Here is a 23,198-nt window from a genome sequence, read left to right as displayed (position 1 = left end):
GGAATGGACGTACTTGGAAAAGAAGGAGACCCAGGCTCAGCCGGCGCGGCGGTCGAGCTTGTGGATCGGGCCGGTCCACCACCACAGCGCGGCCAGCGACAGCGGCACCAGGGCGGCGACGAGGATGAAGATCGGCGCATAGGAGTGGCGGGTCAGCACCGGCACCAGCCAGGTGGTGATCAAGGTGCCGGCCACGGCGGCCAGGCCACCCAGGCCTGCCAGCGTGCCCACCGAGCGGCCGTCGAACAGGTCGCCCGGCAGGGTCTGGACGTTGCCGATGGCCACCTGGAAGCCGAACAGCACCGCAGCGATTGCCAGCACCGCCAGCAGCGGCTGGTTGGCCAGCACGGCACCCAGCAGGGCAGGAGCCATGACCACGCAGCCCAGCGTTATGGACAGCTTGCGGGCGCGGTCCACGCTGTGCCCGGCGCGGATCATCCGCCCGGACAGCCAACCACCGCTGAGGCTGCCCAGCATCGCGCCGACAAACGGCACCCAGGCGAACAGGCCGATCTGCTTGATGTCGAAGCCGAAGGTTTCAGCCAGATAGATCGGCAGCCAGGACACGAACAGCCACCAGATCGGGTCGAGCAGGAAGCGGCAGGCCAGCATGCCCCAGCTCTGCCGATGGGCCAGCAGCGAACGTACGCTGGCCTTCGGCGCCACCACCGCCTGTTGCCCGGCCTGGTCTTCCTGGATCAGCCGGCGCTCGGCATCGCTCACCCATGGGTGTTTGTCCGGCCCGGCGCGGTAGACAAACAGCCACGGCAGCAGCCACAGAAAACCTATGGCACCGACCAGCACGAAGGTACCGCGCCAGCCCAGCCACAGGTAGAGGCCGGCGATGGCCGGCGCGGAAACGATCGCGCCGATCGACGCGCCGGCGTTGAACACGCCTTGCGCCAATGCGCGCTCGCGCGCCGGGAACCACTCGGCATTGGCCTTGACCGCGCCCGGCCACGCCCCGGCTTCGCTGATGCCGAGCATCGCCCGCACCAGGCTGAAGGAGAGCATCGAATGGGTGATCGCGTGCAGGGCGATGGAGATCGACCACACGCTGATCGACAGGGCGAAACCCAGGCGCGTGCCGATCATGTCGAACAGGCGCCCGAACAGGAACTGGCCAGCGGCGTAGAACAGCATGAACACCGTCACCAGCAGGGCGTAGTCATCCTTGGTCGCGCCCACTTCCCTGGCGATTTCCGGCCACATTACCGCCAGTGCGTTGCGGTCGATGTAGTTGATCACCGTGGCCACGGCGATCAGGCCCACGATCAGCCAGCGCACGGCCGACCGTACCGGCACCTTGCGCAGGTTGGCCACCACCGCAGGGCCGTTCATTTGCCGTCAACCTTGCTGCGGTCCATGCGTGCATGGCTGCCGCTCCAGCGGTAGGCATGGCCGTCCACGCTCACGCTGTGCTCGCCCTTGGCGCTGCTGTCGTCGGCCACGCCGAGGGCGATTCGTGCACCGCTGGCCAGGCGCAGCTCGATCACCTCGGCATCGTTGCCCCGGCTGCGCACGATGTCCTTGATGCGGCTGTCCGCGCCGTGCACGTATTCGGCGGTGCCGTTGTACTCGCCGTGCGGCTCCAGCACGCTGAAGAAGGTCACGTCCTTTTGTCCGTCCACGCGCTGCAGCAGGGCCGGTTCGCGGCGCAGGTTGAATTCCGGATCGTTCGCGCCGCTTTCCACCAGCAGCGCCTGTGCCGGCGCACTGCTGCCGAAGCGGTAGGTGTAGAAGCGCCCGTCCAGCAGCCATGCCAGCGACCGCGGCTCGCTGCCGGGTTTGCTGCGTGCATCCAGCCACAGGTGCTGGTAGCCGTTGTCCTTGCCCAGCACCGGGCGCTGGGCGGGGAAGTGTTCGGCTTCGAAGCCGGTGGTGACGATGTGGCCGTTGAAGTGCAGCGGCAGGTCGTAGCGCGCGGCCTTGCCGCCGTGCACCTGCAGCAGGTCCAGCGCGACCGGCAGGCCCAGGTCGGGATGGCGCAGCAGCGCCTGGGTGCGGGTGAACACCACGCCGGGGTAGGCGTCGCGCATCGTTGCCGAGGCAATCTGGGTATCGGCATCGGCCTGGAAGAAGCGCACCTGCGGCGCGTGTTCCTCGCCGCGTTTCCAGTCGCCCTTGAAGTGGCTCTGCTCGTCCACCACCAGGGTGTTGTGCGCCACGGTCTGCTTGGCCCAACTGCGGTTCTCGGCCAGGTAGATGCCGCCGCGCTTGGCTTCCACGTTGAGGAAGCGGGCCGCGCCGTAGTCGGTCACCACTGGATTGCCGTTGTCGTAGAACAGCCAGTTGAGCTTGTCGAAGTGGCCATGACCCATGCCCTGCATCGTGTCCTTCTGCACCAGCGCCTGGCCGCGTTCGCCGTTCATGCGCAGGATCGCCAGGCCGCCGCGATCGCCGTCGGGGCCATCGCGCAGCAGCATCGGCCGATAGTCGAAGGGCCTGGTCTTGTTCGCCGCCAGCGCCTGCGCCACCTGCAGGCCCTCGGGCGACAACAGCAGGCGCTTCTGCTGCTGGGCCACGGACAGCAGGCGGTCATCACCGGTACGCGCATAGGCGATGCCGATGCCGGCCACCAGCTCTTCGGTGTCGATGCCCTTGTCCAGGATGGCGTCGTTGATCGGGAAGAACAAGCCGTTGTAGCTGGACTGCACCAGCACATCCACGGCCTTCAACAGCACGCCGTCGCGGCGCGCGAAGATCTTCCGCTGCGGTTCGTTGCGTTCGATGGCATTGGCGAACAGCAGGAACGGCGCCAGTGCATAGCGCTGGTAGTAGGGGCCTTCCTCGTAGTAACCATCGGGCGAGAACAGCAGGTCGATCTGCCGAAGAAAGCCGAATTGATCGTCCTTCCGGCTGCCGCGCAGGGATTTCTCCACCAGCTCAGGGTCACGCAGCACGTAGCCGGTCATGCCGGTGGCGGCCACCGCCCAGGTGGCGTGGTTGTGGATCTGGTCGTAGTTCTTCGGCTCGCTGACGAGGAACTCGGCCATTGGCCGGAACACCTTCGATTCGATGGTGTTGCGGTCGTTGGCGGACAGCGCGTCGCGGATCGCGTCGTAGCCCTGGATGGCGTTGACCAGCCATACCGAATCGTTGAGCACCTGCCAGAACACGCGCCCGGGGATCTGCCCACGGCCTTCCGGGTGCGGGCCCAGCGTCGGGTAGAGCTGGGCATACTGCAGCAGCATGTCGCGCGCATAGTCCACGTAGGCCCTGTCGCCGGTCAGCCGGTACAGCGTGCCCGCCGCCAGCAGCGCCTGGTAGTTGCGCTTGTGCTGTTCATGGGTGCGCCCGCCGCCCTTGTCCTTGGGTACCGGCACGTCGATACCGGCCTTCATCATCTTCTTCAGCGTTGCCTCGGTGCGTGCCTGCTCTTTGGCAAACCACGGGTAGCGGCGGCCTTCGCTGGCCATCTGCTGCCATTGTGCGGCGGTGACCAGCACCGGCGCGGCTTCGGCCTGTCGCACGGCAGCAGTGGGGGCTGCGAACAGCGATGCGCTCGGCAGCAGGGCGAAGGGGGCGGCCAAAGCCAAGGAAACGAACAGCGGCTGCAACCTCATCGATCAACTCCATTGCGGGTGCGTGACAGGGCAACTTCGCCCACCTTGGGATACCAGGCGACGCCGGTCGCCTCGCGCGCGGTCATCGCCAGGGCAGGATCGGCGCCCACGGCGGGCAGGGCAGACGTGGCCACCCACAGTCCGCTGGCAGCCTGCTGCAGGCTGACGCCACGGCCCTCTATGCCCCCCGGGAACACGGCGCTGGCTGCCGGCGACTGCACGTTGCCGCTGAAGTCGATGCCGGCCAGCGAACTGGCGGCAGTGGGCGGATTCCGGTTGTCGCGGTTGACGATCAGGTTGCCGGTGAAGCGGCTGTTGCTGGCGGCCACCACGATGCCCTTCGCCTCATCATGGCCGACGCCGAAACTGATCTTCGCCACGTCCACGAAGGTGTTGCGGCTGATCGTGGCATTCACCACCGGCGCATAGCCGGACAGCGGCGGATTGGCCTGCGCATCCATCACCGCCAGTGCCGAACGGTTGCTGGACCCGGCCAGCCGTTCAAAGTAGTTGTTGCTGACGGTCTGGTCGGCGTTGATGATGCGTACGCCGCCGGTGCCGGCCTTGTCATCGCCGAGGAAGACATTGTCGATCACCCGGTTGCCGTTGCCGTGGCGCAGGGTGAGTGCGCCGGCGGAACGATAGAACACGTTGCCGCGGTAGGTGTTGCCGCCGGACTTGTTGCTGATGATCTCGGTCTCGCCGTCGCAGCCTTCGAACCAGTTGTTCTCCACCGTGCTGTTGGAATCGCTCAGTGAGCTGTCGCTGGTGCCGACGCGGAGGGTTTCGCCGCCATTGACGCCCAGCGCCGGGCGCGGCCCGAACCAGTTGTGGTCGATGCGGTGCTGGTTGTCCAGGCCCTGGGTTGCATCGCGCACCACCACGACTGTGGGTCCCGCATTGGTCTTGCCGCGCAGCTGGCTGTGGTCCAACCGATTGTGGCTGCCATACAGCGACACCCAGTAGTCCTGGTCGCTGGCATCGGGGGTGGTGTAGTCGTCGATCACCAGGCCGGTCACCCGGCTGTGGCTGGCCACCGCCTTGCTGGATTCGCGGAACGCCACCACCGCATCACCCGGCGCATAGCCGCTGCGGAACACCAGGTTGGACACCTGCAAGTAGCTCCCCGCCAGGCGCAGGTCCGAGCGCCCGCTGAAGATGACCTTGCCGGCGGTCTGCGCGCGCAGCACGATCGGGGCATCCGCCGTGCCCTGGCCCTTCAGCAGCAGCCGGGCGTCGGTCCAGGTGCCGTCAGCCAGCACGATCTCATCGCCGGGCTGCAGCGCCGAGGCGGCGGTAGCGAACTCCGCGACATCGTGGACGAGCCAGCTGGCTGCACTTGCTGCTGGAGTGGTCAGGCACATTGCCAGACCAGTGGTCAGGCAAAACAGCCATGAACCATTGGATCGGTGACGCGCCAGCGAGTGAATGCGCATGAAATCCTTCCAGGGACGGCCCGGCCGTCGTTTCAGGGTGGGTCTGCATACCACTTTCGGGTCTGTTGTAAGCCAGCTTTCGCGCAAAGTCATGCTGCAGAAGCACATTAAATTGCGATCAACTGGTATGGATCAAAGGCATTTGAACAATCGCATACCAATTGGTTGACATTTTCATGTCGCCGTGCCGAAGCTGCGTCCCACGCCTGGCATGCAGGCGATCCTTTGGGAGGAGGAAACCATGCGGCGACCCGCCGGAGCAGTGCACAGCATCTCGTTGTCCCCTACACCCCTGATCGTGGCGCTGCTTGCCGCATTGGCTGGCCTGCCCGCTGCCCACGCGCAATCCGGCAAGGACGCGGCAGGGCAGGATCCCACCACGCTGGACCAGGTGCAGGTCACCGGCATCCGCGAATCGATGCAGAGTTCGATCAACAAGAAGCGCGACGACACCGTCATTGCCGACGTGCTCTCGGCCGATGACATCGGCGACCTGCCGGCGCCATCGCTGGCCGATGCGATCGAGACCCTGACCGGCGCCGCTTCGACCCGCGACAAGACCGGCGCCTCGGAAATCTCCATCCGTGGCCTGGGGGCCTTCCTCAGCAGCACCAACTTCAATGGCCGCGAGATCACCAACGGCAGCGGCGACCGCTCGGTGAACTTCAACATGTTCCCCGCCGAGCTGATCAATACGGTGGCCATCTACAAGACCCAGCGCGCCGACATCATCGAAGGCGGCGTGGCTGGCACCATCGGCCTGGAAACAGTGCGCCCACTGGAGTACGGCAAGCGTGCGGCGCAGCTGAACCTGCGCGGCAGCTGGGCCGAGTATGACAAGAAGTACCGCGACGACGACGGCATCGGCTATCGCGGCACCGCCAGCTACATCGACCAGTTCGAGTTCGGCAACGGGCAGAAGCTGGGCATCTCGCTGGGCTTCCAGCGCCTGGATGGCACCGACCCGGAAGAGAGCATCACCAGCGGTTCCACCTGGTATGCCTGCGATGGCACGCAGAACGTGAGCAATGCCAACTGCAATGAAGTGTCCGCGCAGGCCATCGCCAACGGCGCACCTTATTACCTGGTGCCCAGCAGCCGCATCTACCGGCTCAAGCAGGAGCGCAACGACCGGCAGAGCGAGTTCGCCGCATTGCAGTGGCGGCCCAATGACGTGGTTGAAGTGAACCTCGACTTCGAACACACCGAGCGCAACTGGTACGAGAACCGCAGCGACCTGAGCCTGTCCAACGCCCGCCGTGGCATCACCCGGCGCGAGGTGGACGAGGACGGCATCGTGCGCCACCTGCATGGCAGCACCTCGATTGATTCCACCTCAAACCGCTACTGGCGTGGCGAGGAATACACCGGGGGTGGCCTGAACCTGATCCTGCGACCGACCCCGGCCTGGGAACTGTCCACCGATCTTTCGTACTCGCACACCAATCGCCTCGACAGCGAGCGCATGACCCGCCTGCGCGCCAACCAGCGCGACGTCACCAATGCCATCGTGCCGGGCATCAGCAGTGGTGCCACCGGCTACGTGGACTATGACTGGGACTGGCGCGGCGAAGTGCCCAGTGTTGCGCTGGCGCCGAACTTCGACCCCAACAACTGGGACGCCTACACCGGCGCGGCGCGCGTCACGTCCAGCGCAACGGAGAACGACCACAGGATCAAGGCCGGCCGCTTCGATGCCAGCTTCATGCCCGAGTCCGGTTTCTTCACCCGCATCAAGGGCGGCGTGCGTGCCAGCCAGGCCGACTACCGCCTGCGCGACAACACCCTGGTAACCGACTACGACCAGCGCGTGGCGGCCGACAAGGCGAAGATCATCGCCGCCAACCAGGCCTGCCGTGCGCCGTTCCCGCAGGATGACTTCATGGATGCCGCCAGCGGCAACACGATCTCCTCGTGGGCGTACTTCGATCCGGACTGCCTGTACCAGTCGTTCCGTGGCAGCCTCGACAGTGGGTTGGATCCGGGTTTCCAGGATCCGAACAATGTCGATATCACCGAGAAGACACGCGCGCTCTATCTGATGGGTGAGTTCAGCAGCAGCCTGTTCGGCTTGCCGGTGACCGGCAACCTGGGCCTGCGCTGGGTCAAGACCGACGTTCGCTCCGAAGGCGTGCGTACGGGGCTGCGTATCGAGGACAACGGTGACGGCACGATCCGCCTGCAACCCACCGGTGCGTACAGCACGCAGGTGTTCAAGGCGGGCAACGACAAGCTGCTGCCCAGCCTCAACGCGGCCTTCGAACTGCGCCCGGACGTACTGCTGCGGGTCGGTGCATACCGCGCTATGTCACGGCCGGACATCGCCGCGCTGGGCGCCGGGCGCACCATCAACGTCAGTAGTGATGCCACCTACGGCAATCTGGCCGACGCGCTGGATGACATCAGTGCCAGCGGCAACCCCGCTGCGCAGCCGCTGATGTCCTGGAACGGTGACCTCTCCCTGGAGTGGTACCCGAACCCGGACACGATGCTGGCCGGCGCGGTGTACTGGAAGCAGTTCAACGGCGGCACCGCCACCGCGCTGGTGCCTGAGACCTACACCATCGACGGCCGGAGCGTGACCGTGCCGGTGCGGCAGCAGGTAACCACCGACGAGGACAGCACGCTGACCGGCTTCGAGCTGACCGCCACCCATCGACTGTCTTACCTGCCCAAGCCGTTCGACGGGCTGGGCTTCAAGGTCAGCTACAACTATGCCGATGCCGACTACCAGACCCAGGATTCACGGCTGGGCGAGCAGTTGGCCGGTGATGGCACGATCATTCCGGCGATCGTGCCGCCGGCCGGTCTCAGCGGCTTCTCGCGGCACGTCCTGTCCGGCTCGATCTACTGGGACGTCGGGCGCTTCAACATCCAGGCCATCGGCAAGTTCCGCTCGCACTACTACCAGGACTTCACCGGCAACACCGCGCAGCAGAACCGCTACTACGATGACAACACCAGCGTGGACCTGCGCCTGCGCTACCGGGTGAACAAGCAGTTGTCGCTGTCGCTGGAGTTGATGAACCTGACCAACGAGCCGCGCGTGGCCTACCAGCCGCTTTATGGGAACTTCCGCGAAGTGGTGACCTACGGGCGGCGTGCGTATTTCGGTGTACGATACAAGTTCTGAACAGGGCGGCGCGGCCAGTGGTCGCGCCGTCGCTCCAACCGGACCCTCGCCGGCCGCGGTGGCAGGGCAGGGACCCGGAGGGAATCGCCAAGGGTCAGCCGCATGTCCGCCAACCGCCTTTACCAGACCATCGCTGCCAAGCTCCGCAAGCTGATCGAGGACGGCGAATTCCCGCCGGGCTCGCGGCTGCCGGGCGAGCGCGAGCTGGCCGAACGGTTTGGCGTCAGCCGGGTCACCATCCGCGAAGCGGAGATTGCACTGGAGGCACAGGGCTGGATTGCAATCCGTATCGGTTCGGGCGTGCACGTGAAGCCGCGCCCGACGCAGGCGTCCGGCGGGCTGCCGGATGTCAGCGCCTTCGACCTCACCGCTGCCCGCGCGGTATTCGAGGCCGAGGCCGCCGCTCTGGCGGCAAGCAATCTGGATGATGCCGGCATTGCCGAGCTTCAGGCGTTGGCCGAAGCGCTGTGCCGTCGCGACCTGAGCGACGCGGAAGCCGGCGAGTACGACCGCCGCTTCCACCTGGCCATCGCACGGCTTTCCGGCAATCCGGTGGTGGAATTTTTCGTGCAGCAGATCTGGCGCATGCGCAGCGAACTGCCGCGGGTGACCGAGGTCTATGCCCGGGTCTGCCACGATGATGGCGCCAGCCGTGCCGACGAGCACATGGCCATCTTCGAAGCATTGCGCGCACGTGATCCGGTGGCCGCACGCAATGCGATGCGCCATCACTTCCAGCGCCTGTTCGAGGCCATGCTGCAGGCGACCGAAAGCCAGGCGCTGGAGGAGATCCGCCGGCGCACGCAGCAGGATCGTGAACGGTTCCTGGCCACGACGCGGATCTGAACGACGGAGCGGACACCGGCCGAGCGTCTGCGTGCCGCGACCTGGCCAGCGCCGGGGGTAATGGCTGTTGCATCGTTGAGTATGGCCGCGGGTGATCGCCGGTGATGTGTCATGCCAATGATGCATGCCGGTGCCGAGAGGGCAGCGATCATACTGCACCGTTGCGTTTCCATTGAACGATTCACGGCCGCGGCTACGTGCCCTTTCGAATCTCATTCCCTGCGACGGCAGCCCGTACCCTTCCTGCACGCATTCCTTCTCCGATCTTCGCGGTCTCCCGGCAGTCCCCGCGTCCTCCGGCTGGGTGCAACGCGGTGAGCGCTGGGATCTATGGTGGAGCGGCCGCATCGTGGCCAGCATCGTCCCGCACGCAGTGCTCGGCTTCCAGGTGTACCTGGATGCACGCAGGATGTCCCCGGCCAAGGGGGTGCACGCGGTGAATGCGCGGCAAGCCCGGCGCTATGCCGAGCGCTGGTGCGCGGCTCGGCTTTGCCCCCGGTTGCGGCTGCGCGACGCGGTCGCCTGTCTTGTGGGCGCCGCGCCTTCGGCAGGCGCGGCGCGGCCGCGGCCGCTCACACGGGAGCAGCGCCAGCAGGCGCGCCGCCTGGCCGAGGCCGGGACAGGGGAGGTGGCACGCATCAAGCAGGCGCTCGCACCGCGGCAGCCTGCCAGGCCCTTGGGGCAGTTAACGTGTCAGGCGTGGTCGGTACCCGGCAGGACGCCCACAGCCCTGGCAAGCGCTACGCCGAAAGCTCCTCACGCACGATCCTGGCCCCTTCGCTGAGCGCGCGCAGCTTGCCCCTGGCCACGGTGCGGGCCAGCGGCGCCATGCCGCAGTTGGTGCTGGGGTAAAGCTTGTCGGCATCCACGAACTGCAGCGCCCTGCGCAGGGTGTCGGCCACTTCTTCCGGTGTTTCCACCGCGCTCGAGGCCACGTCGATCGCGCCTACCATCACCTTCTTGCCACGGACCAGCTCGATCAGGTCGATCGGCACGTGCGAGTTATGGCATTCCAGCGAAATGATGTCGAGGCTGGAGGCCTGCAGTTTCGGGAACGATTCCTCGTACTGGCGCCATTCCGATCCCAGCGTCTGCTTCCAGTCGGTGTTGGCCTTGATCCCGTAACCGTAGCAGATGTGCACGGCTGTCTCGCACGTCAGCCCTTCGATCGCGCGCTCCAGGGCGGCCACGCCCCAGTCGTTCACTTCGTCGAAGAACACATTGAAGGCCGGCTCATCGAACTGGATGATGTCCACGCCGGCCGCTTCCAGCTCCTTCGCTTCCTCGTTGAGGATCTTCGCGAACTCCCAGGCCAGCTTCTCCCGGCTCCTGTAGTGGGCGTCGTACAGCGTGTCGATCATCGTCATCGGGCCGGGCAGCGCCCACTTGATCGGCTGCGCAGTCTGGCGGCGCAGGAACTTCGCATCCTCCACGAACACCGGCTTCGGACGGCTCACGGCGCCGACCACGGTGGGCACGCTGGCATCGTAGCGGTTACGGATGCGCACGGTTTCGCGCTTTTCGAAGTCAACGCCGCTGAGATGCTCGATGAAAGTAGTGACGAAGTGCTGCCGGGTCTGCTCACCGTCGCTGACGATGTCGATGCCCGCGTGTTGCTGTTCCTGCAGCGACAGGCGCAGCGCATCCTGCTTGCCTTCAGCCAGGCCTTCGTCCTGCAGCTTCCAGGGCGACCAGAGCTTTTCGGGTTCTGCCAGCCAGGACGGCTTGGGCAGGCTGCCGGCGGTGGAGGTGGGGAGCAGTTTCTTCATCGGTGTCGGGTTGTCCTGGTATGCGAAGGGGAAATCGATGGATCAGCGCGCAGCCCACTGCTCAAGCACGGCGCGGTACGGCTTGATGAAGTGTTCTTCGGTGAACCGGCCCTGCTTGACCGCCAGCTGGCTGCGCTCTTCGCGGTCGTAGACGATGCGGGTGGACGAGTAATCCTGGTGCTTCAGGCTGGGCTGGTAGACCTTGCCGGCTACGGAATTGGCGTTGTAGATCTCCGGGCGGTAGATCTTCTGGAACGCTTCCATCGTGCTGATGGTGCCGATCAGCTCCAGGTTCGAGTAGTCGCCCAGCAGGTCGCCCTGGAAGTAGAACGCCAGCGGCGCGACGCTGCCCGGCGGCATGAAGTAACGTACCTGCAGGCCCATCTTGTCGAAGTAGTGGTCGGTGGCGGAGAACTCGCCCTGCCGGTACTCCACGCCCAGGATGGGGTGATGATTCTCGGTGCGGTGGTAGGTCCTGCTGCTGGAGACGCTGATGCAGATCACCGGCCCCTTGCGGAAGCTGGCGCGGTAGGCGTCCGATCCCAGGAAGTGCTTGAACAGCTTGCCGTGCAGGTCGCCAAAGCCTTCCGGAAGACCGAAGGTGGCCTTGCCCTCGTTGCTGGCCGGCAGCACCACGCTGAAATCATAGTCACGCACGTAGGACGAAAAATTGTTGCCGACGATGCCTTCGGTACGCGCGCCGGTCCGCGTGTCGACGATGGTCGGTTGCAGCACCTCGATCAACGGAAACGGATCGTTGCCGTCGGCGCCGTCGATGTGCATCTCCACCGAGATGATGTCCAGCTCGACGGCATAACGATCGGCGCTCGGGTTGTCCCAGTGCGCCAGGTCGTTGAAGCGGTTGTTGATCATGCTGAGGGTGTTGCGCAGGTTTTCCCGCCGGGAAGCGCCGCGCGCCAGATTGGCGAAATTGGTGGTGATGCGCGTGCCCTCGGCGGGCTGGTAGTCCTCGTTGAAGGGGATGCGCGTGATGCTGAAGGTGAAGGTGTCGTTCGTCATGGGCGGCGTTCCGTGATGCGGGGTGACATCCGGATGCGGGGCGAGCGCATCCGGCATTCAGGGTGCTGCGGCAGCCTCGAGGGCGGCGACGGGATGGCGGGCCAGGGCCAGCAGTGGCATGGCTCGGTGGACCGCCAGTCGAGCGCGCTCGATCAGCGGTTCGTTGTGCACGCGGCCGTCGGCGAAATCGCGGTCGGTGGCATAGACGCCCAGCGGCAGGGTGCGGGCCTGGAAGAAGCTGAAGAGCGGCCGCAGCTGGTGATCGATCACCAGCGCATGGCGCTCGCTGCCGCCGGTCGCGGCCAGCAGGATGGGGGTGTCGACCAGCGCATCCTGGTGGATGAAGTCGAAGAAATGCTTGAACAGCCCGGTGTACGAGCCGCGATAGACCGGCGTGCTCACCACGAGGACATCGGCCTGCTCGACGGCAAGCAGCTGGCGCTCGACAGCCTCGGGCAATTGTGAGCGCCACAGGGCGCCGGCCAGCTGCGGGGCGAGCTCGCCGAGCTCGATCAGATGGTGTTCGCAATGGACGTCGTTGCCGATCACGCCCAGCAGATGCTCGGCCAGGAGGGTGGCCCGCGAGGGGCGCTGCAGTCCGCCGGACACGGCGACGATACGGAGAGGGCGGTGGGATGAAGGCATGACCCGATCCTAGTCATGCCTTTCCATGACGTAAAATGGTATTACTTCACCTATCCATGAGTGAGATTCATCGTCATGCTGGAGCGCATCCACCTCAGCATCGTGCAGCAGGTCGAGCAGCAGGGCTCGCTCACCGCCGCCGCCGGCGTGCTCAACCTGACCCAGTCGGCGCTCAGCCACAGCATGAAGAAGCTGGAGCAGCAGCTGGGTACCGAGGTCTGGCTGCGTGAGGGTCGCAGCCTGCGGCTGACCCAGGCCGGACAGTACCTGCTGGCAGTGGCCAACCGGGTGCTTCCGCAGCTGGACCTGGCCGAGGAGCGCCTGCGCCAGTTCGCGCAGGGCGAGCGTGGCGCGCTGCGCATTGGCATGGAGTGCCATCCCTGCTACCAGTGGCTGCTGAAGATTGTCTCGCCCTACCTGGCGGCATGGCCGGACGTGGATGTGGACGTCAAGCAGAAGTTCCAGTTCGGCGGTATCGGCGCATTGTTCGGCTACGAGATCGACCTGCTGGTTACCCCCGACCCGCTGCTGAAGCCGGGCCTGAAGTTCATTCCCGTGTTCGACTACGAACAGGTGCTGGTGGTGGCCGGGAACCATGCCCTCGCCAAGGTGGACTACGTAAAACCGCGCCAGCTCGGCCAGGAAGTGCTGATCAGTTATCCGGTGCCGTTCGAGCGCCTGGACATCTACAACCAGTTCCTGCTGCCGGCCGGCATCACGCCGCGGCGCCACAAGGCCATCGAAACCACCGACATCATGATGCAGATGGTGGCCAGCGGCCGCGGCGTGGCTGCCATGCCGCGCTGGCTGGTGGAGGAGTACGCCACGCGCATGGACGTGGTGCCCGTGCGCCTGGGCGCCAAGGGCATCCCCAAGCAGATCTACCTGGGCGCGCGCGAGGCCGATACCGGTATCGACTACCTGCAGGCCTTCATCGAACTGGCCCGCAACAGCTCGCCGCTTGCCGGCAATGCACGCGAGGCGCGCTGATGCCGGCCGGTACCTCAGCGCACGCGGAAGCCTTCATCAACGCCTTTTCACTGGAAGTCAGCGCGAAGGCCATGCCCGCGCTGCGCGCCGAGGCGGATCGGATCCCGCGCGGTACGGTCATCTCCATTCCCTGGCTGGCCAGCGAGGATGACGACGCCCGCCTGGCCGCCGTGCGCACCGTGCGCGCGCTCGGATTCGAGCCGATGCCGCATCTCTCCGCGCGGCGCATCGGGTCACGCACAGCGCTTGGACGCTTCCTGGAGCGCGCCACCAGCGAAGCCGGGGTGGAGCGCTGCCTGCTGATCGCCGGTGACCTCGCGACGCCTGCCGGGCCGTTTGCCGACAGTGCTTCGATCATCGAGACCGGGCGTCTTGAGCGTTTCGGCATCAAGGTCGTAGGTATCGGCGGGCATCCGGAAGGCCATCCGGCGATGAGCGGCGACGCTCGCTGGCAGGTACTCGAACGCAAGTGCCAGGCCATCGAAGCGCGCCGCATGGCGCCTGTGATCGTCACCCAGTTCGCCTTCGATGCCGATGCCGTGCTGGCCTGGCTGGATGCACTGCGCGCGCGCGGCATCAGCGTTCCGGTGCTGGTCGGCGTGCCGGGCCCGGCCAGCGTCTCTCGCCTGCTGCGCTACGCCGCGATGTGCGGCGTGGGCGCCAGTGCATCGATGTTGGCCAGGTATGGCATCTCGATTGGCCGGCTGCTGGGAACGGCGGGGCCGGAGGTGTTCGTTGATCGCCTGGTGAAGGGGCTGACCAGCGCCCATGGCCCGGTCAGCCCGCATTTCTACCCGTTCGGCGGTGTTGCACCATCGCTGGACTGGATGGCGCAGTACCGGCGGCGCATTTCCATCAGCCAGCGCCGATGATCTGCGTCATGGCATGGATCGCGTTGTCCGGGTGCCGGGTTGATCCAGCGAAGGCGCCGGCCTGGAAAGCCTCCCATTGCAGCGACGCATGCCCAGGTCGAGGCGCTCTGCAATGCCCTGCGGGTTGATGTCTCCGGCGCGATTGATCAGTACGACGAGCGTTCTTCGATCGGTGGGACGGTGCCGGAGATACCCGGTAAAGCCTGCGGTCCCGCCGCCATGGCCGACTACCTTTCCGCCATCGGAAACTTCCCAGCCGGCCCCCCAGCCCGCCTTGCTGCCATTGGCGAGGAGTGTGTCGCACCACATCCGCTTCAGGGCCGCCTCGGGCAACAGTCGATGCTGGTCCAGCGCCACAGCAAAGCGCGCCATGTCGTCGATGCTGGCGAGCAGGCCGCCGGCGGCCCATGCCGAGCCCGGAGCAGTGGGCGGTGGTGCGCGCCAGTGGCCATCCTGGAACAGATGCCCCTGGGCAATCCGGCGCCGATCGCCTGCACGACGCGGTCCCGCATCGCGCATGCCCAGCGGCGACAGTATCTCCTCCTGCAGAACCCGCCAGTAGTCCATGCCGGTTGCATGCTCTATGGCCAGGCCGAGCAGGATGTAGTTCGTATTGGAATAGGCGTGCCGCGCACCGGGCGCAAACGCCAGCGGCCGCTCGGCCACCTCTGCGAGCAATTCACGGGGGGCTGGATTCGTCGGCATCAACCGCAGGAAATTTTCTTCATTCAGATAGTTGGGAATGCCTGAGGTATGGCTCAGCAGCTGCAGCAGCGAAGTGGATGCCCATGCGGAAGGCAACCCTTCCACGTACTGGCCGATGGGCGCGGTGACGTCGAGCAGATGCCGCTGCTGGAGCCGGAAAATCAGCAGGGCCGTGAACAGCTTGGTGATCGACCCCAGTTCGAACACGGTATGGCGATCAATCGGTGCAGGCCGGGTGTCATTGAGCCGCCCGGTCGTGCACAGCGCGGCAATGCGCCCGTGATCAACCAGAACGGCCGCCATGCCAGGCTGCCGTTCGGCCTGCAGCAATGCGGTCAGCGAACCGCATCCCGCCAACGTCGCCCGGCTCGCCAGCGCCGATGGTGCTGACAGGCCGAAGCCAGTGGCCAGCAGCGCCGCACACAGGCGACGTCGAACAGGGTCGTGGTACATGCACGTGGCTCGCAGCGGCGTCGTGGTGATGGTAGCGCGGACTGAGGGCCGGCCCGCGCAGGGTGCACCGGGTGAATCCACCCCGACAGCTGCCGGGGACGCGCAGCATGCCGGCGGGTCATCCGCGATGGCTGACAGCTGTCACTGGCTGCAACCCGGGCGGAAGCGAATAGTGAGCGCCAATGCGAGGGCACCTCGCCACCCTTCAGCCACCACTCATCAAGGGGACCGCTCATGAACATGCTCCAGCAACTCGCCTCGCAGACGCCGGTCTGGGTCTGGCTGCTCCTCGCCTTCCTGGTCACCCGTGGCATCGCCGCCATGAAGCCTGCAGAAACCTCGCTGCACAAACTGGCGATCGTGCCCGCGCTGTTCGCCGTCTGGGGCGCGTGGTCGGTCAGCCATCGCTTCGGCGCGTCGCTGGCCGCCTGGAGCGAGTGGCTTGCCGGCATAGCCACGGGCGCGGCACTTGCCTGGCTGCTGCTGAATCGATTGAAGCTGACGCTGGACCGCAGCACCGGCAAGCTCTGGCGCAGCGCGGACTTCAGCCTGCTGCCGCTGCTGCTGGTCACCTTCCTGGTGAAGTACGGCTTCGAAGTCGCGTTTGCGGTGTCGCCGTCGCTGTCCGCCAGTGCCGGCTTCAGTGCCGCTTACCTGCTGCTGGCAGGCGGATTCACCGGCATCTTCGTCGGCAAGTACGCCCGGTACCTGGCCTCGCTGCGGATGGATGCGGCAGGCAAGGGGCTGGAAACCGCAGGCTGATCGCCCGGGTAGTGCCGGCCGCTGGCCGGCTTCCCCATGCAGGGTTGTGCGGGGCTGACGCAGGCGTCACGATGCCCGCCACTGGCCAACACCGGAAACGCTGACGTCATGAAGACCACATCCTGGTTCTGGATCAACGTGGCCAGTCACTTCGGTATTGTCGCAGCCCTGGCCTGGCTGCCCGCACGGTGGACGGGCCAGCTTGTAAAGGCTTTGGCCGGCACTCAGCCGGCTATTGGCGATGCCCAGCATGTGGCCCTCATTGGTTCCATTTTGGGCTTCTGCGTGACCGCACTGATCCTGATGGGGGTGTTGACTGTCACCGGCGAACTGCTGGGTTTCTCCAGGCCCTATGCGCGACGGTCGGAGGCCCAGAACGAAGCGCAGGCCGTCCATCGGAAGGTACTGCTGACTGCATTCGCCACGCTCTCATGGGTGGCCGTGGGATCGCTTGCAGGTATTGCGTCGATCTTCGCGGCCTCGTCATGAAGGGCGGCCCCGTCAGCGCCCCGTGTGCCGGAACGGATGGGTGCGTGAACTGCGGGGCTGCTCACGCCTCCCCACGCCACTGGCTCATCAGCATCTGAAGGAATCGCTCCGCCGTGGGCGAGAGCAGGGCGCCCCGCCGGCGGACGATGCCGATCGTGCGCGACACTACCGGGTTGCCGATCGCGCGTGTCACCAGGGTGGGGTGATCCCCGTCCGGCGTGGCCATCTTCGGTAGCACCGACACGCCGATGCCCGCCTCGACCATGCCCAGTGACGTCGACAGGTGCGTCACTTCATAGTGCCAGCTCAACTTGAGGTTCTCGCGCGCCAGCGCACCATCCAGCAGCGTGCGGTTGCCGCTGGTGCGATGCACGGTGATCAGCTGGTGCTCGGCCAGATCGGCCCATTCCACCTTGCGCTTGCGGGCCAGCGGATGATCGCGCCGGCATGCCAGCACGAATGGATCTTCAGCGAGCACGTCGAAATCGAGATTCGGATCGTTGGCGCCCATGAAGTTGATGCCGAACTCGACTTCGCCACGTTCCACTGCCTGCAGACCCTCCGTGGCCGGGATATCCAGAATGCGGAAGCGAACGTTCGGGTGCGCTTCGTGGAAACGCGCCATCACGCTGGGCAGGAAGTAGAACGCCGCCGTCGGCAGGCAGGCGATGGTCACTGTCGCGCCGCGGGTGTCTTCGCGGCCGCGCAGCGAGAACAGTGATCCATCGAATTCCTCCAGCATGCGGCGCACCAGTGGCAGCAGGTTCTCGCCGACAGCGGTGGTACTGACGCTGCGCGTGGTGCGCTCCAGCAGCGGCGAACCCACCGCCTGCTCCAGTTTCTGGATCCGGCGGCTGAGTGCGGGCTGGGAGACGTGAAGGATTTCCGCGGCCCGATGAAAGCTGCGTGTCTCCGACACCAGCAGGAACGCACGCAGATCGAGGATTTCGCAATTGATGCTCATCAGGTATCAATCATCCAAAAATCAGCAATTCACAGATCAATTGGGGTCATGCCAGTATCGAATCACAGAGGGGTCATTCATCCCCTATACGCATCAATCTAGCACACGTATGTCCAACGATCTGCTCAGCATTCCCTGCGTGCTCATGCGCGGCGGCACCTCCAAGGGCCCGTTCTTCCTGGCCAGCGACCTGCCGGCGGACATCGCCGAACGCGATCGCCTGCTGCTGGAAGTGATGGGCTCGGGACATCCGCTGCAGATCGACGGCATCGGCGGTGGCAACGCGCTGACCAGCAAGGTGGCGATCATCGACCGCTCCAGCCGCCCGGACGCCGATGTCGACTACCTGTTCGCCCAGGTACGGGTCGAGCAGCAAGTGGTGGATACCTCGCCCAACTGCGGCAACATGCTGGCGGCCGTAGGCCCGTATGCCATCGAGCGTGGGCTGGTGCAGGCGCAGGATCCGCAGACCGAAGTGCGCATCCACAACGTCAACACCGGCAAGTTGATCATCGCCACGGTGGAAACGCCGGGGGGCAATGTGGCCTACCGCGGTGATACGCGCATTGCCGGCGCGCCGGGCTCAGCCGCGCCGGTCAGGCTGTCCTTCCTTGATGCGGCAGGCGCCCGCACCGGCAAGCTGCTGCCCAGCGGGCATGCGCAGGAAACCATCAATGGCGTGCCGGTCAGCCTGGTGGACTGCGCCATGCCGATGATGCTGGTGCGTGCCGAAGACCTGGGCGTGCGCGGTGATGCCTCGCCCGCCGAACTGAACGCGGACGCGGCGTTCATGCGCCGGCTGGAAGCGCTGCGCATCGAGGCGGGCGCCCGCATGGGCATCGCCGACGCCGGCAACAAGGTCATTCCCAAGCCGGTGCTGCTGTCGGCGCCGCAACAGGGCGGCGATCTGCAGGTGCGCTATTTCATGCCGCACCAATGCCACACCGCACTGGCCATTACCGGCGCGGTCGGCCTGGCCACCGCCGCCGTCACGCCGGGCACGCTGGCCCACACTTTGGTCGGATGCCGGTCCGTTCCCGGCAGCATTACCCTCGAACATCCGAGCGGGGCCCTGGAGGTGGGCCTCAGTCGCAGCTCGGGCGATTCGCCGGTGATTGCCAGCGTGGTCCGCACCGCACGCCGCTTGTTCGAGGGGCGCGTGTACGCGACTTCGCCCGCGCCCGCCACGGCCAGTGCCACCCAAGCCCGCCAATGGACGTCAGCGGCATGATCTGAACCCGGACGGGCCTGCGTAGACGCGCATGCCCGCCATTACAACGTAGATGCTTCACTCCTGGGAGGGATGATGTACAAGCAGTTCTTGATGGCCGCGCTGTGCGTGGCCGGGCTGGCCGCGGCCGGATGCAGCAACAGCGGGCGCGTGGAAGGCGCGGCCGCCGGCAGCAGCGACAACGCACCGGTGCGCATCAGCGTCGGCTCCTACAACCTCAACAACCTGCCGTTCTTCATTGCCGACGCCAAGGGCTACTTCAAGGACGTCGGCCTGCAGGTGAAGACCGAGAACTTCGCCCAGGGCGGCTCCAAGGTGCTGCAGGCGCTGGTGGCCAATTCCACCGACGTAGCCGTCGGCTTCTACGACCACACCATCCAGATGCAGGCCAAGGGCAAGGACGTGGTGGCCTTCGTACTGCTCTCGCGCAACTCCGGCCTGGTGATGGCCGGCCGCGAGGATGCCACCTTCGATCCGGCGCGCCCGGAGACCATCAAGGGCCAGAAGGTCGGGATCACCGCACCGGGCTCCTCGTCCGACTTCTTCGTCCGTCACTTCCTCGCCCAGCACGATATTCCGGCCGACAGCATCTCATTGATCGGGGTCGGCTCGGGCGCCGCAGCAGTGGCCGCGCTGGAGCAGGGCAAGATCGACCTGCTGGTCAACTATGATCCCGCCGCCACCCTGATCACCGAGCGCAAGGTCGGCAGGATCCTCCTCGACGCGCGCAGCGATGACGGCGCCCGCCAGGTCTATGGCGGCCTGTACCCGACCTCGGTGATGTACGCCAACCAGAGCTTCCTGGACAAGCGCCCCGAAGCGGCCGAGAAGATCGCCCGCGCCGAGCAGATGGCCTTGAAGTTCATCGCCGACAACAGTGCTGAAGACATCGTCGCTGCGCTGCCGGACAGCTACGTCTCCGGTGACCGCGCCACCTATGCCCGCGCGGTGGAGAACGCGCGCGCGATCTTCACCCGGGACGGTCACTTCACGCCTGCCGATCTGGAAACACCGCTGAAGGTGCTGCGTGAGTTCAACACGGATGTCGCCAAGGCCGATATCGATCTGTCCCGGACCTACACCAATGCCTTCGTCGAGCGTGCCAACGCTGCGGCGCCGGCTGCCCAACCGTAAGCGGAGGTAACCCATGGCCCTCAATGCCACCGTGCGCCAGTTCAATGGCGCGCCGCAGCTGGAGCCTGCACAGACCATGGTCGCCATCAACAAGGTGACCATGTCCTTCGGCGAATTCACCGCCGTACGCGATGTCGACATCCAGGTGGGTGACGGCGAGTTCCTTGCCATCGTCGGGCCGACCGGCTGCGGCAAGAGCACCATCCTCAATTCCGTGGCGGGCCTGCTGAAGCCGTCGTCGGGCCAGGTCAGCATCGATGGCCGTGCCGTCAGCGGCGTGCAGGAGTCGGTCGGCTACCTGTTCCAGCAGGACGCGCTGCTGCCGTGGAAGACCGCGTACCAGAATGTTGAACTCGGCCTGCGCTTCCGTGGTGTGCCCGAGGCCGAACGCAAGGCCAAGGCCAACGCTTGGCTGGCCAAGGTCGGCCTGGCCGGCTTCGAGCATCGCTACCCGCACCAGCTGTCCGGTGGCCAGCGCAAGCGCGTGCAGATGGCCCAGGCGTTGATCGTCGAGCCGAAGGTGATCCTGATGGATGAGCCGTTCTCGGCGCTGGACATCCATACCCGCCACCTCATGCAGAACGAGCTGCTGCGGTTGTGGCAGGAAGACCGGCGCTCGGTGATCCTGATCACCCACGACCTGGAGGAAGCGATCGCCCTGGGCGACCGCGTGGTGGTGCTGTCCTCCGGCCCGGCCAGCCGCGTGGTGCGCAGTTTCGATGTGGATCTGGAACGGCCGAGGAACGTGGCCGAGATCAAGCTGGATGACCGTTTCACCGACCTGTACCGCGACATCTGGGCCTGCCTGCGCGGCGAAGTGGAGAAGAGCTATGCACGCCAAGACTGACAAGTTCATCCAGCTCGCGCTGGTGGTCGCCGTGTTCGGTGGCTGGGAAGGCGGCATCGCGCTGGGCGTGATCGATCCGTTCTTCTTCCCATCGCCAACCGCCATCGTGCAGCAGGCCTGGACCTGGCTGTCCGATACGTCGTTCTATCAGCATGTCTACATCACGCTGACCGAAACCGCGCTGGGCTACATCATTGGCACCGGCCTGGGTGTGGCCGGCGGCGTCTGGCTCGGCCTGAGCCGCCGCTCGGCACGCATCCTCGATCCCTTCATCAAGGGCTTCAACGCGATTCCGCGCGTGGTGCTGGCGCCGATTTTCGTGCTGTGGCTGGGCCTGGGGCTGTGGTCGAAGGTGGCGCTGGCGGTCACGCTGGTGTTCTTCACCACGTTCTTCAATGCCATGCAGGGCGTGCGCGAGGTGAATCCGGTGGTGCTGGCCAATGCCCGCATCCTGGGGGCGAGCCGCAGCGACCTGCTGCGCCATGTCTACTTCCCCGCAGCGGCGAGCTGGATCCTGTCTTCGCTGCGCACCTCGGTGGGCTTCGCGGTGGTCGGCGCGATCATCGGTGAGTACCTCGGGGCCTCGGCGGGCCTGGGTTACCTGATCGCGCAGGCCGAGGGCAACTTCAATGCCGTGGGTGTGTTCGCCGGCATCATCATCCTGGCCGCCTTCGTGCTGGTCATCGACGCGCTGCTGGACGTGGTCGAGAACAAGCTGATCACTTGGCGTCCCAACGCGCAGGCACAGGCCACCAACTGACCGGGCCGGGCTGAGCCCGCCTGCCGCGCCGCCGGGCCGATCCGGCGGCGCGCGCTTCCTCCCCCGATCTTCCCCCGCACCACCGCAACAGGCCAGCGCCGGGCCAGGCGGCCGGCTGGCCGGAGAGAGAGCCCATGAACCATTCCACCGTGCTGCCGCTGGCAGCGCTGTCGGTCGCGCTCGGCCTGCTGTTGACCAGTGGCCATGCCGACGCACAGTCCACGTCCTCGCTGCCCGCGCCGCTGAGCCAGGCTGAGCTGTCACGCCTGGTGCAGCAGCAGGCACTGCAGATCCAGCAATTGGAGGCGCGCCTGCGTGCCGTGGAGGGCGGGCAGGGCAGTGCGGGCGCACCGTCAACGCCGCCCCCGCCTGCGCTGGAAACGCGGGTGGCCGCGCTGGAAACCAGCCAGTCCAGACTGCCGAAGGTCTCCTGGGCCAAGGGTGCGCCGGAGTTCAGCAGTGCCGATGGCGCCGTGGCGTTCCGTCCGCGCGGACGCCTGTTCGTCGACGCATCCAGCACCGACGGATCCTCAGTGAGTGACCGCAATATCTCCGGTACCGAGATCCGCTCGGTGCGGCTGGGTGCCGAAGGCCGCTACGGTATCCTCGGCTGGGCAGTGGAAGGTGACTTCGCGGACAACGCGGTGGCGTGGAAGTCGGTCTACGCCACCGTGGAACACCGCCTGTTCGGGCTGCCGGCCGACCTGACCGTGGGCAACCGCCTCAACGACCGGGGTATCGACGGCTCCAGCAGCACGTCCAACACGCCTTTCCAGGACCGCAACGTGGTCGGCACGCTGATGCTGCCGCAGCGCGGCCTGTTCGGTGTCGGGCTCACCGAGCGGGTGTATGGAAAGGGCTGGCATGCCAGCCTGTCGGTAGCCGGCAACGACCTCAACAACGCCGGCGCCGACAACGACAGCCAGACCTGGGCCACCCGCGTCCACTGGAATCCGCTGGACACTGCCGACGCCACGGTGCATCTGGGCGCATGGGCCTTCCACGAGAAGATTCCCGCCGGGGCCACCGGCGTGGTGCGCAGTTCGGCCATCGCGGGGCATTTCAACGATCTGGTCAGGATCACACCGGGCACGCTGGTGGGCGCCGAGCGCAGCACCGCCTACGGTGCGGAACTGGCCGGCTTCTTCGGCCCGGCGTGGGCAACCGGCGAGTGGGGTACGCGAAGCCTGCGCGGGGCCGATGCCGGCGGGCGCTATGATCGCGACCACGAGGCGTGGGCGATCTCCGCTGGCTGGTTCCTGGTGGGCGCGCTGCCGTCCTACTCGGGCAAGGCCGGCACGTGGGGCAAGGTAAAGGTGGCCGATCCGGTGACGCGCGGCGGCAGTGGCGCGTGGGAGCTGAAGGGCCGCTATGAGGACGTGGACTATGCCGAACTGCCCAGTGGTGGTACCGGCCACGCGTGGACACTGGGCGCGAACTGGTACCTCAACGATTTCAGCCGGGTGATGTTCGAAGCCGTGCGCTGGCAGACCCGCAACCGCAGCGGCACCGGCCAGGGCAGGGATGAAGGCACCACCTTCAACACCCGCCTGCAGGTGGCCTTCTAGCAGCGCAT

19 protein-coding genes are annotated in these 23,198 nt (G+C 66.1%); 11 read left to right on the top strand and 8 right to left on the bottom strand.

All coding sequences use genetic code 11. The annotated features are described in order from the left end of the window. Positions 1–36: 36 nt before the first annotated feature. The 3 genes from AC5P6A_RS04865 to AC5P6A_RS04855 are packed head-to-tail and all read right to left on the bottom strand — an operon-like array spanning position 37 to position 5,002. Positions 37–1,341 (bottom strand): MFS transporter, encoded by a 1,305-nt coding sequence (locus AC5P6A_RS04865; RefSeq protein ID WP_346714848.1) that lies wholly within the window; start codon positions 1,339–1,341, stop codon positions 37–39. Further along, positions 1,338–3,566 (bottom strand): oligoalginate lyase, encoded by a 2,229-nt coding sequence (locus tag AC5P6A_RS04860; protein ID WP_188249882.1) that lies wholly within the window; start codon positions 3,564–3,566, stop codon positions 1,338–1,340. Before AC5P6A_RS04860 ends, AC5P6A_RS04865 begins: the two co-directional genes overlap by 4 nt. After that, on the bottom strand, positions 3,563–5,002 hold the full coding sequence (locus AC5P6A_RS04855; RefSeq protein ID WP_155029577.1) for a polysaccharide lyase 6 family protein: 1,440 nt from the start codon (positions 5,000–5,002) through the stop codon (positions 3,563–3,565). The genes AC5P6A_RS04860 and AC5P6A_RS04855 overlap by 4 nt, the downstream gene beginning before the upstream one ends. Positions 5,003–5,243: 241 nt before the next feature. Here AC5P6A_RS04855 and AC5P6A_RS04850 point away from each other — a divergent pair, with 241 nt between their 5' ends. After that, a complete protein-coding gene (locus AC5P6A_RS04850; RefSeq protein ID WP_478436907.1) occupies positions 5,244–8,135 on the top strand; it encodes a TonB-dependent receptor in 2,892 nt (963 codons plus the stop codon). A 102-nt stretch (positions 8,136–8,237) separates the two neighbouring features. Continuing rightward, a complete protein-coding gene (locus AC5P6A_RS04845) occupies positions 8,238–8,981 on the top strand; it encodes a FadR/GntR family transcriptional regulator (protein WP_155029575.1) in 744 nt (247 codons plus the stop codon). A 740-nt stretch (positions 8,982–9,721) separates the two neighbouring features. Here AC5P6A_RS04845 and AC5P6A_RS04840 read toward each other — a convergent pair. From AC5P6A_RS04840 to msuE, 3 genes are read right to left on the bottom strand one after another with little or no spacing between them, the layout of a single operon-like run. Continuing rightward, positions 9,722–10,750 (bottom strand): methionine synthase, encoded by a 1,029-nt coding sequence (locus tag AC5P6A_RS04840; RefSeq protein ID WP_019659754.1) that lies wholly within the window; start codon positions 10,748–10,750, stop codon positions 9,722–9,724. 42 nt (positions 10,751–10,792) lie between these two features. Next, complete coding sequence (locus AC5P6A_RS04835) at positions 10,793–11,770, bottom strand: DUF1852 domain-containing protein (RefSeq protein WP_111098471.1); 978 nt, start codon at positions 11,768–11,770, stop codon at positions 10,793–10,795. 57 nt (positions 11,771–11,827) lie between these two features. Then, positions 11,828–12,415 (bottom strand): FMN reductase, encoded by a 588-nt coding sequence (gene msuE / locus AC5P6A_RS04830; RefSeq protein WP_155029573.1) that lies wholly within the window; start codon positions 12,413–12,415, stop codon positions 11,828–11,830. Positions 12,416–12,490: 75 nt separating this feature from the next. Here msuE and AC5P6A_RS04825 point away from each other — a divergent pair, with 75 nt between their 5' ends. Then, the gene (locus AC5P6A_RS04825) at positions 12,491–13,405 is read left to right on the top strand and encodes a LysR family transcriptional regulator (protein ID WP_053443057.1); all 915 of its coding nucleotides are present in this window, start codon (positions 12,491–12,493) and stop codon (positions 13,403–13,405) included. After that, positions 13,405–14,277: a methylenetetrahydrofolate reductase gene (locus AC5P6A_RS04820; protein WP_346714846.1), complete on the top strand. Its 873-nt coding sequence runs from the start codon at positions 13,405–13,407 to the stop codon at positions 14,275–14,277. Before AC5P6A_RS04825 ends, AC5P6A_RS04820 begins: the two co-directional genes overlap by 1 nt. A 6-nt stretch (positions 14,278–14,283) precedes the next feature. Here the strand turns inward: AC5P6A_RS04820 and AC5P6A_RS04815 are convergent, their stop codons facing one another. Then, positions 14,284–15,435, bottom strand: coding sequence for a serine hydrolase domain-containing protein (locus AC5P6A_RS04815; protein WP_346714845.1), 1,152 nt, complete (start codon positions 15,433–15,435; stop codon positions 14,284–14,286). A gap of 234 nt (positions 15,436–15,669) precedes the next feature. Between AC5P6A_RS04815 and AC5P6A_RS04810 the strand changes: the two genes are divergently transcribed. Together AC5P6A_RS04810 and AC5P6A_RS04805 are read left to right on the top strand one after the other, a co-directional pair. After that, a complete protein-coding gene (locus AC5P6A_RS04810) occupies positions 15,670–16,197 on the top strand; it encodes a DUF6622 family protein (RefSeq protein WP_346714844.1) in 528 nt (175 codons plus the stop codon). A 108-nt stretch (positions 16,198–16,305) separates the two neighbouring features. After that, positions 16,306–16,686: a hypothetical protein gene (locus AC5P6A_RS04805; RefSeq protein WP_346714843.1), complete on the top strand. Its 381-nt coding sequence runs from the start codon at positions 16,306–16,308 to the stop codon at positions 16,684–16,686. Positions 16,687–16,747: 61 nt separating this feature from the next. Here AC5P6A_RS04805 and AC5P6A_RS04800 read toward each other — a convergent pair whose 3' ends face one another. Then, positions 16,748–17,650, bottom strand: a complete 903-nt coding sequence (locus tag AC5P6A_RS04800) for a LysR family transcriptional regulator (protein WP_010485668.1) — start codon at positions 17,648–17,650, stop codon at positions 16,748–16,750. 109 nt (positions 17,651–17,759) lie between these two features. Between AC5P6A_RS04800 and AC5P6A_RS04795 the strand changes: the two genes are divergently transcribed. The 5 genes from AC5P6A_RS04795 to AC5P6A_RS04775 all read left to right on the top strand — a co-directional run bounded on the left by AC5P6A_RS04795 (position 17,760) and on the right by AC5P6A_RS04775 (position 23,190). Continuing rightward, complete coding sequence (locus AC5P6A_RS04795) at positions 17,760–18,881, top strand: 4-oxalomesaconate tautomerase (RefSeq protein ID WP_164143771.1); 1,122 nt, start codon at positions 17,760–17,762, stop codon at positions 18,879–18,881. A 75-nt stretch (positions 18,882–18,956) separates the two neighbouring features. Beyond that, complete coding sequence (locus tag AC5P6A_RS04790; RefSeq protein ID WP_111098466.1) at positions 18,957–20,015, top strand: ABC transporter substrate-binding protein; 1,059 nt, start codon at positions 18,957–18,959, stop codon at positions 20,013–20,015. Positions 20,016–20,028: 13 nt separating this feature from the next. Next, positions 20,029–20,862, top strand: coding sequence for an ABC transporter ATP-binding protein (locus AC5P6A_RS04785; RefSeq protein ID WP_014647218.1), 834 nt, complete (start codon positions 20,029–20,031; stop codon positions 20,860–20,862). Beyond that, positions 20,846–21,622 carry an ABC transporter permease gene (locus AC5P6A_RS04780; RefSeq protein WP_346714842.1) on the top strand — a complete coding sequence of 259 codons (777 nt, stop codon included), beginning with the start codon at positions 20,846–20,848 and terminating at the stop codon, positions 21,620–21,622. The genes AC5P6A_RS04785 and AC5P6A_RS04780 overlap by 17 nt, the downstream gene beginning before the upstream one ends. A 134-nt stretch (positions 21,623–21,756) precedes the next feature. Beyond that, positions 21,757–23,190: an OprO/OprP family phosphate-selective porin gene (locus tag AC5P6A_RS04775; RefSeq protein WP_346714841.1), complete on the top strand. Its 1,434-nt coding sequence runs from the start codon at positions 21,757–21,759 to the stop codon at positions 23,188–23,190. Positions 23,191–23,198 lie beyond the last annotated feature (8 nt).

The sequence above is a fragment of the Stenotrophomonas sp. YJH_SMC_20 genome, assembly GCF_059367845.1.
The sequence above is the reverse complement of the archived record's forward strand: the minus strand, read 5'-3'. Positions and strand labels throughout refer to the sequence as shown.